This window comes from Planktothrix paucivesiculata PCC 9631 (assembly GCF_900009265.2).
GTDB lineage: Bacteria > Cyanobacteriota > Cyanobacteriia > Cyanobacteriales > Microcoleaceae > Planktothrix > Planktothrix paucivesiculata.
The window spans coordinates 18134-29276 of sequence record NZ_LR734991.1; the positions used below are offsets into that span (position 1 = coordinate 18134).

General features: G+C 39.9%; 7 protein-coding genes. 2 read left to right on the forward strand and 5 right to left on the reverse strand.

Annotation, left to right across the window (positions count from 1 at the left end):
* Positions 1-38: 38 nt before the first annotated feature.
* The 4 genes from PL9631_RS02435 to rnhA form a co-directional block, all read right to left on the reverse strand.
* Positions 39-1535 carry a hypothetical protein gene (locus tag PL9631_RS02435; RefSeq protein ID WP_083616632.1) on the reverse strand — a complete coding sequence of 499 codons (1497 nt, stop codon included), beginning with the start codon at positions 1533-1535 and terminating at the stop codon, positions 39-41.
* Positions 1536-1642: 107 nt separating this feature from the next.
* A complete protein-coding gene (gene cobN / locus PL9631_RS02440) occupies positions 1643-5377 on the reverse strand; it encodes a cobaltochelatase subunit CobN (protein WP_083616683.1) in 3735 nt (1244 codons plus the stop codon).
* Positions 5378-5879: 502 nt separating this feature from the next.
* Positions 5880-6422 (reverse strand): Uma2 family endonuclease, encoded by a 543-nt coding sequence (locus tag PL9631_RS02445; RefSeq protein ID WP_083616685.1) that lies wholly within the window; start codon positions 6420-6422, stop codon positions 5880-5882.
* A 99-nt stretch (positions 6423-6521) separates the two neighbouring features.
* Positions 6522-7004, reverse strand: coding sequence for a ribonuclease HI (gene rnhA / locus PL9631_RS02450; protein ID WP_083616634.1), 483 nt, complete (start codon positions 7002-7004; stop codon positions 6522-6524).
* Positions 7005-7104: 100 nt separating this feature from the next.
* Between rnhA and PL9631_RS02455 the strand changes: the two genes are divergently transcribed.
* Complete coding sequence (locus PL9631_RS02455; RefSeq protein WP_231516617.1) at positions 7105-7704, forward strand: chorismate lyase; 600 nt, start codon at positions 7105-7107, stop codon at positions 7702-7704.
* Here the strand turns inward: PL9631_RS02455 and PL9631_RS02460 are convergent.
* Positions 7701-9425, reverse strand: a complete 1725-nt coding sequence (locus PL9631_RS02460) for an EAL domain-containing protein (RefSeq protein WP_083616638.1) — start codon at positions 9423-9425, stop codon at positions 7701-7703. The genes PL9631_RS02455 and PL9631_RS02460 overlap by 4 nt on opposite strands.
* Positions 9426-9834: 409 nt before the next feature.
* On the opposite strand from PL9631_RS02460, the gene ispG reads away from it, so the two are divergent.
* Entirely contained in the window at positions 9835-11055 is a 1221-nt protein-coding gene (gene ispG / locus PL9631_RS02465) for a (E)-4-hydroxy-3-methylbut-2-enyl-diphosphate synthase (RefSeq protein WP_083616640.1), read from the forward strand.
* Positions 11056-11143 lie beyond the last annotated feature (88 nt).

Here is an 11143-nt window from a genome sequence, read left to right on the forward strand (position 1 = left end):
AAAAACAGGGGTTTTTAATATAATAAACCCTGTTAATCTTATCTAACCCGTGGCCAAGGAATGGTGGGGTTAGCCGCAATTTCTCGCGCCACTAAACTAGCCCCATAGCGGTTTAAATGGCTCGGATCAACAAAATATTGATATTGCCTTAAGGCTTTTTCTGATAAGTTGATAAAAATAAAGCCATATTCTTGAGCTAACTGTTTCATTTGTTGATTAAATTCAACTTCCGAAGACCAACGAACTGAATCTAAGTAATCATCTGTGATTGGTAAATTGACAACGACTAATTGAATATTATTAGAACTCGCAAATGCCACCACGGAATCAAAGGCTCTAGCTTGTTCTCCTCCTAAGTTAAATCCGCGATAATCCCCATCATAGGTTCCCGAAACATAGGGTTTTTGTCGATAATAAGTATTGGGGTTGAAGCGATCGGATAGGGGTAAAAAACCGTTAGCTTCAATGGAATTTAAGGAAACTAGAGTTGCCCTGGAATTGAATTCAGAAGGATCATAGACTAAGTTAGTAGACTCAATCTTTTTAGGATTATTAACTAAAGGAATATAATCAAAATTGTCTGGATTGATAAAATTAGACGTTTGAAACTGAAATTTAGAATTACCTTTGTTTTTGCAAGGATAGGGCAGATTATAACATTTTTTCTGAGGATTGGGTTCGGATTTTGCCAACTGTGGACGAATCCCCGCCGCTATTTTTTGATGTGCTTGGGAAGCAATAATAGCTTGATAGGTGCGATCGCTTCTCCCACTATTAAAAGCCCTCACACCATCGGCCCAAATAATCAATTTTGGTAGCTGATCAGGCGTTAAAACTTTTCTCAAAATATAGTCTACAACCTGCGCCGTTGCCCCATTTACCCCAAAGTTAAAAATTCTCAAATCTCGATATCCTCTTTGGGCTAAAACCTGCTGCATTTGTGCCGGGTCAACTCCTTGTAAAGCCCGGGAACTTCCGACAATTAAAATATCCGGTTTGCCCACGGTACTCAAATAAGATAAATATAATTTTAATTGTTGATCTAAAGGTTCACTATCAAAACTAGGAAACTGGGAAACCGAACCCGAACGCGCGGCTTGCTGTTGAGAATAGGTTAAATTTCTCATATATTCAACCACTTTCTTTTCAGCAAAAGTTCGTTTAGGACTGTTAGCAGGAACGGCTTGCATCCACGCTACTGCCTGTAACCATAGGCGGGCGACTTCATCCCAATCGGATTGAGATTGAGCGGTTTGGGCTAAATTAGAGGCTTTTAGGGCAAATTTAACCGATTCATCAAAGGGATTTTCTTCGATACAAACTTGAGATTTAGCAGGATTTTGAGAGAGTAAATTTTCATTTTTTCCTACTATTTTATTTTGATTCAACGGTTGAGAATTAGGGGTGACAGCAGCGGCGATCGCCGTTTGGGAACCAACAGAAGGTTGAGAGGATTCTTTAAATGAACACCCAACCATTAATATCATTAGAGGAACTATCGCCATCACCCCACTATTTCTACGGGTTGATCTCATGAATAAACTTAATATAGACAATAGACTCATAGCAATTGTTAGCTGGAATTAGATGATTTTGGTTAATCGGGATTTCTCTTGTCCGATTATAAATCAAAACTATCGGGTTAAACCTTCCCTTCGATAATTCCCTCGGCTTCATGAACAATTGCCCTTAACTGTTCGATCATATTTTGACTCGCCGTTTGCCAGAATTGGCGTTGATGGGCTTCTAATAATCGTTCCGCCATATCCCTTAACGCCCAAGGATTTTTTTCTTGAATAAATTGTTGCACTTTCTGATCAAAAACATAAGCATTTGCTACCCCTTCATACATAAAATCTTCTACACAATGGGCGGTAACATCATAGGCGAATAAAAAATCAACGGTTGCTGATAGTTCAAAAGCTCCTTTATAGCCATGTCGCATAATTCCAGCAATCCATTTGGGGTTAATAACCCGGGAACGATAGACTTTAGCAATTTCTTCTTTTAAAAGTTTAACTTTGGGGTTTTCAGGAATAGCATTATCTCCGAAATAAATCTCAGGATTTTTCCCCGTCAAGGTTCTTACCGCAACGGTCATTCCTCCTTGAAATTGATAATAGTCATCGGAATCTAATAAATCATGTTCTCGGTTATCTTGATTTTGTAGAACAATTTGCATCTTTTCTAACCGATTTTGAAAGGCTTCTGATGCGGAAATTCCCTGTTGATAGCCGGAATTTGTACTGGTATAAGCGTAACTACTCCAGTTAATATAAGCTGTTGCTAAATCTTGATCATTTTGCCAGTTTTGGGATTCAATTAATCCTTGTAAACCCGCCCCATAAGCCCCAGGTTTAGACCCGAAAATTCTCAAGCGCGATCGCAAATTTGCCTGTTCAATTGTTAACCCTTCTTGCATCCAAAATTGAGTTTCTTTTTGAACTTGGGCAGCTAAAGGATTTTGATCCTCAGTTTCATCTAAATCAGAAACAGCAATTACCGCCTGATCAAATAGATCAATTAAATTGGGAAAAGCATCCCTAAAAAACCCTGAAATCCTTAGTGTCACATCCACCCGGGGACGGCCTAAAATCGAAACTGGTAATATTTCAAAATCAACTACTCGCCGCGAAGGATAATCCCAAACGGGTTTTACTCCCAATAATGCTAAGGCTTCCGCGATATCATCTCCCCCGGTTCGCATCGTTGAAGTTCCCCAAACTGATAACCCCAAAGTGCGGGGATATTCGCCATTTTCTTGGGTATAACGTTCAATTAATACCGATGCGGCTAATTCCCCAACTCTCCAGGCGGTTTCTGTGGGAATAGCCCGAATATCAACGGAATAAAAATTACGTCCGGTCGGTAAAACATTGGGTTTTCCTCTTGTTGGCGCGCCCGATGCACCACTGGGAATAAATCGACCTTCTAAACCTTTTAATAAATTAGTAATTTCTTCGGAGGTTCTCAATAAATTGGGTAATAATTTATTCTGAATCCAGCTTAATTCCCGTTGAATTAATATTTGTTGATCGGGGATGGCGGGTAATGCTTCAATTAACTCAATAGCATAGTTTTCAATCACGGCAACTCCATCCCCAACAGTTCGACAGAATTGATTATTAATAGTTTGATTAATCATTTCCCCATAATCTGAGGTTAAGGGATCAAATTCTAATTGCCAATCCTGGGCGATCGCCCGACTTAAACCCAAGCGTTTAGTATCAGGATGACGGGCAATGGAAATGATTAAATCCCTTAATTGTTCACCCTGGGGACATTGACCAAAAATATGTAATCCATCCCGAATTTGTGCCTCTTTCAACTCACACAAATAGCGATCTAGTTCAGTAAAAATAGAATTTTGATCCTGTAAAACCGCCTGTTTATTCAGTTTCGGTAAACCCAATTCTGCCTCTAAATTTTCCTGTTGAATTAGCTGAATAATTCTTTCTGAAATCAACGATAACCGAGAAGGATCTAAACTTTGGGCTTGATAATATTCATCCATTAACCCTTCTAATTGTTGTAATGATCCATAGAGTTCCGAACGGGTTAAAGGGGGGGTTAAATGGTCTAAAATCACGGCTTGGGAACGGCGTTTGGCTTGGGTTCCTTCGCCTGGATCATTAACAATAAAGGGATAAAAATTGGGTAATGCCCCTAAGGCAATTTCAGGATAACAATTTTCCGATAGTCCCACACTTTTACCCGGCAACCATTCCAAATTCCCATGTTTTCCTAAATGAATAATAGCATCGGCTTGAAATTGCGATCGCAACCAATAATAAAACGCCAAATAATCCGGTGTGGGTTCTAAATCCGGGGCATGATAATTTAAACTTGGATCGAGATCATAGCCCCGAGAAGGTTGGATTCCGATAAAAATATTACCCCGTTGAATACCTGAAATAGCAAAGCCTTTAGCGGTCTTTTGTTCCTCTTTAAAATGATGTTCCCATCGGTTGTTAATAGCGGTTTGAATAGAGGGCGGTAAGCTAGAAAAATAGTCTTGATAGTCTTCAAAAGATAAACTTTGATCAATATTTCTTAACTCCCAACCTTCCGGGTCGTTGGTGATTCCTGTTGTTAATTGATCAATTAATTCTTCTCCGGTTGCAGGCGAATTTTCCAGAAAATATCCCGCTTCTTCTAAGGCTTTTAGAACTTCAATACAACTGGCGGGCGTATCCAAACCCACCCCATTTCCTAAGCGTCCATCTCGACAGGGATAGTTGGCTAAAATAATCGCAATTCGTCGTTTTGATACGGTTTTTTGTCCTAAATCAATCCAATTTTTGGCTAACTCCGCGACAAAATTAATCCGATTTTGTACTGCCACATATCGCACAACATTAGTTTCTAAGGTAGGATGCCAATTTTCCACCGCTTTAAAAGAAACCACCCGACTAATAATCCGTCCATCAACTTCAGGTAAGGCGACATTCATGGCAATATCCCGAGGGGAAAGTCCCATCCAATTCGTTTCCCATTGTTCTAAACTTCCCCCACTTAAAATTACTTGTAAAACCGGAATATCTAAGGAAAATAAAGGCGGTTGACTTTCATCTTCTGAAGTTGAAGAAATCGAAAAACTGGTGGTATTCATTAATAATTGAATACCGGAATTAAAATAGGTTAAAATTTCCGTTTGTAGATCGGGATCTCGCAAAGAAGAAACAAAAATAGGAACGGGTTTTAAGTTTAATTTCACTAATGCTTGACAGAGGGCATCTATCGGATCTAAATTACCCGATAGGTAATGGGCGCGATAAAATATAATCCCAACAGTCCCAATATAATCATCGGGTTGTACGGTTTGATTCCAGGGATAATAACCAACTTTTGGAATAGTGACCGGAGGAATAATCGGATAATTTTTATTAAAAATATGATTACCAATTAATAACAGAGCATTGGCAAAATTATCAACTCCGGCTTCCGTTAAATAGCGCCAAACCTGATCAACAATTGATAACGATACGGTGGAATGACTGATTAGGTCTGGGTCGGGACGATCTTCCCCCGGAAGAATAATTAATTGAGTTTTAGTTTTAGCAAAAATGTCTTGTAAAACTTCCAAACCATACGACCAATAGGAACGTCCTCCTAACAGTCTTAAAATAATTACTTGAGCTTTTTCTAAAACAGTTTCTGCATAGGTATCAATGGTTAATTGTTGTTGTAATTGTAATAAATTAGTGACTCGCAACGGGGGAAAATCCGTCGGAAGTTTAGAAACTACCGTGGCTAGGGTTTGAATATCCGTATCCGCCGCCGTTAGAAAAATAATCGGTGCGGGGGTTTGTTCAATAAAAATAACTCCGTCTGTATCGGGGTTCCATCCGCCGGGTGTGGCTGCAATTCTGTGCATTTTAATTAAAAAAATAGGTAAATTTGGACAAACGAAATTCTCAGGGTTAATATTTTCAATAGTGGTAATCTTCAATATACCCTAGATCATCATCAAATCTTTGGATAAAGTTAATTAATTTATCTACATCGTAAATATCTGCTTTTGTAATCCTCAAAGATTTGTTGATTTATATTTAAGTTAGAAAAATCAAATTCCGTGAAGGATTTACTCACACAGGACTTACGCAAGCAGGCTATATATAGGGTGTCAAAAGTAGGCGATCGCATACCAATGATCATAGCAATCTCCCTAAAAAGTCCTGATTATTTATTTTCCCCCCAATGTTGGGGGCTAGGGGGCTAGATGGCTTGAAATGTATAGTGTTTAGAATGATCAGGTTATGAAGTATTTATCAGCAGTTTTAGAGACTATTTCTCAAGCAGCAATATTTGCCCCCTAAATCCCCCAAAATTGGGGGACTTTAATCAGTCCCAGTCTACTGTTCAAAAATTCTATGGGTTTAACCGAATAATTGATTAATCTCAAGACTAAATCCTAATAAAACAATTTGTGTACTGACAATATCGCCAGCTTTAAATGCCAAGGTTTGATTTTCAGTAATAATTAAAACGCGATGATTCTCAGGAAAAACTAACCACACTTCCCGACAACCGGACTCTAAATATTCACTAGCTTTAGCAAATAAATCCTCCGCCGCATCACTCGGAGACGCAATTTCAGCGAGGAGTGGGGGACTTTGGGGTAAGGTGGGAAACTCGCCAAATTCTGTTAATAATTCGGGTGTGAGATAGGAAACATCAGGACGTCGCCCCTGTTTTAAGGTACGACAGGGAAGTTCTGTATAAGCATCTCCCCCTTGTCCAGATTCAATCGCATAATTCCCCCAATAACGACCTAACCGACATTGAATCCGACTATGTTTAATGGTCATTCCAGTTTTCTCCACCAATTGTCCATCCACCCACTCTTGATGATCGGGAGGATTTGCCATAAAGTCTTCTAGGGAAAAGGTTTCCGTTTCAGTTACAGTTGCGATCGCCATATTCATTGATTCGCCTTTACAGGACTAACCCATATAATTATATCAAATCTGGATATAATGTCATTGTATCTTGGTCTAATTCAATCTAAATTTAGGGGATTAATTCTCTTGAGAATAACCCAAATCGGGCAGTAAATCCGGTTGTTTATAAGCCTTTACAGCCAAGCGATCGCAACATTCATTTTCCTCATCTCCCGAATGACCTTTAACCCAAAGAAATTGTACTTGATGTTGTTCAGATATAGCGAGTAATCTTTCCCATAAATCAGGATTTTTAGCCGATTCTTTTTGACTACGTTTCCAATTATTTTTCTGCCATTTCTTCGCCCATCCTTTATTCATCGCATCCACTATATAGCGAGAATCCGTATATAAATTAACCGCACAGGGAAACTTTAAGGCTTCTAATCCTATAATTGCCGCGATTAATTCCATACGATTATTTGTGGTGAGTTGATATCCCCCCGACAATTCCTTACGGTGGGGGCCAGACATTAAGACCACGCCATATCCTCCTGGCCCGGGATTGCCACTACAGGCTCCATCGGTATAAATTGTCACCTCTTTTAAACTGTCATTCATAAACTAATCCCTAAAACCTGAAACCCGACAGATGATCATTGTTGCGCTATCATGAACAATAAATATACATTAAGTTTTGTAAAGAGCCTTGACTGCTAGTATTAGAAAACTCGAACCCGTTACTCAACCCACTGCTTGGCATCGTCTTAAGTGTCGATGGCAAGGGGATGAAGCCATTGTCAAACAAGGACTACCCCATAGTCAACTCTCTCCCCCATGGCAAATTTTAATGTTAGGAGATGGTTCCCCCACTCGACATCTACAATTGTTAACCGGGGAACCCACAGAGGTTGATGTGATTGATATGTCAGCCGTTGGTTTGAGTACGGATAGTGCTCCAGACCAGATTTTAGCGGTTCCCGGCCCCCGGGTTCGCCGTCAAGTGTGGTTAAAAACCGCATCAGGACAACGGTTAGCCTACGCCACCTCTTGGTGGGAAGCCAGTCACGTTGACGAATATTTACAAAATCGGTCTTTACCCATCTGGGCGAGTTTAGCACGGTTGCGAACAGAACTCTATCGGGATGTGCAGGGAATTTATTATGGAGATAGCAAAGCCTTAGAATTAGCCTTTGGAGAATCCGGGCCGTTTTGGGGACGCCATTATTTATTTTGGCATCATGGCAAACCCTTAACCCTGATTTATGAAGTTTTTTCTCCCTATTTAACCCGATATTTAGGAGAAACTGGAGAGGTTTAATTCTTCTTGATTTTCTCAGAATAGCGGAAATAAAAATCACAGAATTGGTCAAAGGGTAGAGGAGGACTGATCAAATACCCTTGAATAAAATCACAACCTTGTTGAGTTAAAAACTCTCGTTCTAACTCCGTTTCTACCCCTTCAGCAATGACTTTGAAATTCAGTTGACGGGCTAGTCGAATAATCGCAGAAACAATCGCTGAATTTTTATTATTTTGCATAATATCCTTAATAAAACAGCGATCAATTTTTAAAATATCGAATAAAAAGTTTTGAATATAACTTAAAGAAGCATAACCCGTGCCAAAGTCATCAATCGCAATTTCGATTCCCAATTCCTGTAACTCTTTAAATTTTTCCAAGGTTAAATGAATATTACGAACTAGGACACTTTCGGTTAATTCTAATTTTAATCGCTGAGGTTCTAAACCTGTTTCTGTTAATGTTGAGATCACATCGGATACGAAATTCTCATCTTCAAGCTGTTGAGCCGAAATATTAACCGCAATTTCCAGAGGAGGAAGTCCCACCTGTTTCCAAGCGATCGCTTGGGTACAAGCCGTTTTTAATACCCATTTCCCTAAAGGTACAATCAAACCTGTATTTTCAGCGATGGGGATAAATTCAGTGGGTGAAATATTCCCGTTTTCAGGAGATATCCACCGAATTAAGGCTTCTGCACCCACAATTTCCCCACTTTTTAAATCAATTTGAGGTTGATAGTAAAGACTAAACTCCTGATTTTCTATGGCTTTAGCGAGTTCAAAATCTTTTTTCTTTAGTAATAAAATCCGAGATTCTTCTAATTGATTGACTTTTCGTTCTAATATTTCTAAAATCCCATATATTTCCAAAGGATCTAACACCTGAACTAAATTACTCTCGGTGATAATTCCTTGTAATTCTCCCTGTTCATTGATAACTACTAATCGGCGGATTTTATTTGTTTGTAAAATTTGCTGTGCTGTCGATAGAGATTCTGTAGATTTAATCGAAAATATAGGATAACTCATCACTGTTTCGGCGGTGAGATTTTGTAAATTGAGTTCCAAGGCTTGCAGTTGTAAAATATCTCGTTCGGTGACAATTCCCACTGGGTAGGATCGCCCTTCTTGCTCAACTGTCACCACAATACAACTAATATTATATTGGGCTAAAATTTTGGCAATCTCACGAATAGGGGTCAAGGGATAAACGGTCATGACCTGACGAGTCATCACTTCAGAAACTTGGCGAAACCTCAAAAAGTGGTGATGATTTAAAACTTGTCGCAAACTACTTAAAGTCACTAAACCTAAAACTTGTTTCTGTTCATTCAGAATTGGTAAGTGGCGAATTTGAAAACGACGCATCATATTATGAACCACAAATACATCCGTAAATTCTTCACGGTTTAAGGTAATTACGGGTTTTGTCATAATCTGTTTAACAGTTATTTCAGATAAATTTTCAGCTTGAACGGCTAGTTTTACCGTATCTCTTTCAGTTAAAATGCCCACTAATTCTTCATCTTCCATCACCAATAGACATCCGGGCGGCTGGGAATAGCTGGTTAAGTTTTCTGCCAGATGGGGTGATTCAGGAATTAAGCATTGTTTTGCATTGGTTTGATTCATCAATATCAATGCTTCCAACAGAGGTGTATCCGGTGTCACGATCGCACAAGGAGGAATAATTGAATTTTGAAGATTAATCATTTCATCCAGCATGGTAAAACTCATGAAATTTTATAAATTCTGTTCTAAATTGTGACAAAAACGGAATTCGCTTTAAAGGCTAAGTAGAGAAAACTTACCAATACTTATTTTACTCTTGTTCTTGAGTTTAATAATTTAATTTTTAGGGTTTTGGTTCTAATTTCGAGGGTTACAGGAGAGACAGACAACTGAGGGAAATATCCGCGATAGAGATCACGAGGAGATTCGGAATTTTAACCGATCGCCCAAGTCCACTGATTATCGGGTATTTAGTTTTGGTGAAGTTCGTATAGAAGTCGCTCCCGACAATTAGGACATCCACCCCTGGTCAAACCCAGACGGTTAATTTCAGAAATTCCCCTTTTGTGGCAATCTATTAATTAATAGGAGACAAAATTCCGATCGGTATATTGACAAAAATCTATTATTAACCATGCAAACTTTACCTGTCCCAACCCAACCCGCATCTAGTCAAACCTCTGTGGATACAATGATTCACCGTCGCCAAACCCGCCCCGTCCAGGTGGGAACTATTACGATTGGGGGCGGTCATCCCGTGGTTGTCCAATCGATGATTAATGAGGATACAATGGACATTGAGGGGGCAACGGCGGCCGTACGTCGTCTGCATGAAATTGGCTGTGAAATTGTCCGGGTGACAGTTCCAAGCGTGGGCCATGCTACCGCCGTAGGCAAAATTAAACAGAAATTAGCCGAAACCTATCAACCTGTTCCCCTGGTGGCGGACGTTCATCATAATGGCATGAAAATTGCCTTGGAAGTGGCAAAATATGTGGATAAAGTCCGAATTAATCCAGGGTTATATGTGTTTGAAAAACCCAAAAGCGATCGCACGGAATACACCCCAACTGAATTTGCTGAAATTGGCGATAAAATTAGACAAACTTTGGAACCTTTAGTTGTATCTTTGCGCGATCAAGGTAAGGCGATGCGGATTGGGGTCAATCATGGTTCTTTAGCAGAAAGAATGTTATTTACTTATGGTGATACCCCGGAAGGCATGGTGGAATCAGCCTTAGAATTTATTAAAATTTGTGAGTCTTTGGATTTTCAAAATATTGTTATTTCTCTGAAAGCTTCCCGGGTTCCGGTGATGGTGGCTGCTAACCGTTTGATGGTGAAACGGATGGATGAATTAGGCATGAATTATCCCTTACATTTAGGGGTGACAGAAGCCGGAGATGGAGAATATGGCCGAATTAAATCAACGGCCGGAATCGGAACTTTATTAGCAGCAGGAATTGGTGATACAATTCGGGTTTCTTTAACCGAAGCCCCAGAAAAAGAAATCCCCGTTTGTTATAGTATTCTGCAAGCGCTGGGACTGCGGAAAACCATGGTGGAATATGTCGCCTGTCCTTCCTGCGGTCGAACTTTATTTAATTTAGAAGAAGTATTACATAAAGTTCGTGAAGCCACGAAACATTTAACGGGTTTAGATATTGCGGTGATGGGATGTATTGTGAATGGCCCTGGAGAAATGGCCGATGCTGACTATGGTTATGTCGGTAAACAACCGGGTTTTATTTCCCTATATCGGGGTCGAGATGAGATTAAAAAAGTCCCAGAAAACCAAGGAGTTGAAGAATTAATTAATCTGATTAAAGCCGATGGCCGTTGGGTTGATCCGTAGATGGGAGTAGGGGGCACTTCGACAGGCTCAGTGGCCGCAGGGGGAGTAGGGGAGGCAGGGGGAGCAGGGGGAGCAGGGGGAGCAGGGG

Bases quoted from the DNA above. Each gene is read 5' to 3' on its own strand.
- cobN (WP_083616683.1), bottom strand. From the start codon at position 5,377: ATGCACAGAATTGCAGCCACACCCGGCGGATGGAACCCCGATACAGAC.
- ispG (WP_083616640.1), top strand. From the start codon at position 9,835: ATGCAAACTTTACCTGTCCCAACCCAACCCGCATCTAGTCAAACCTCT.
- PL9631_RS02435 (WP_083616632.1), bottom strand. From the start codon at position 1,535: ATGAGATCAACCCGTAGAAATAGTGGGGTGATGGCGATAGTTCCTCTA.
- rnhA (WP_083616634.1), bottom strand. From the start codon at position 7,004: ATGAATGACAGTTTAAAAGAGGTGACAATTTATACCGATGGAGCCTGT.
- PL9631_RS02445 (WP_083616685.1), bottom strand. From the start codon at position 6,422: ATGGCGATCGCAACTGTAACTGAAACGGAAACCTTTTCCCTAGAAGAC.
- PL9631_RS02460 (WP_083616638.1), bottom strand. From the start codon at position 9,425: ATGAGTTTTACCATGCTGGATGAAATGATTAATCTTCAAAATTCAATT.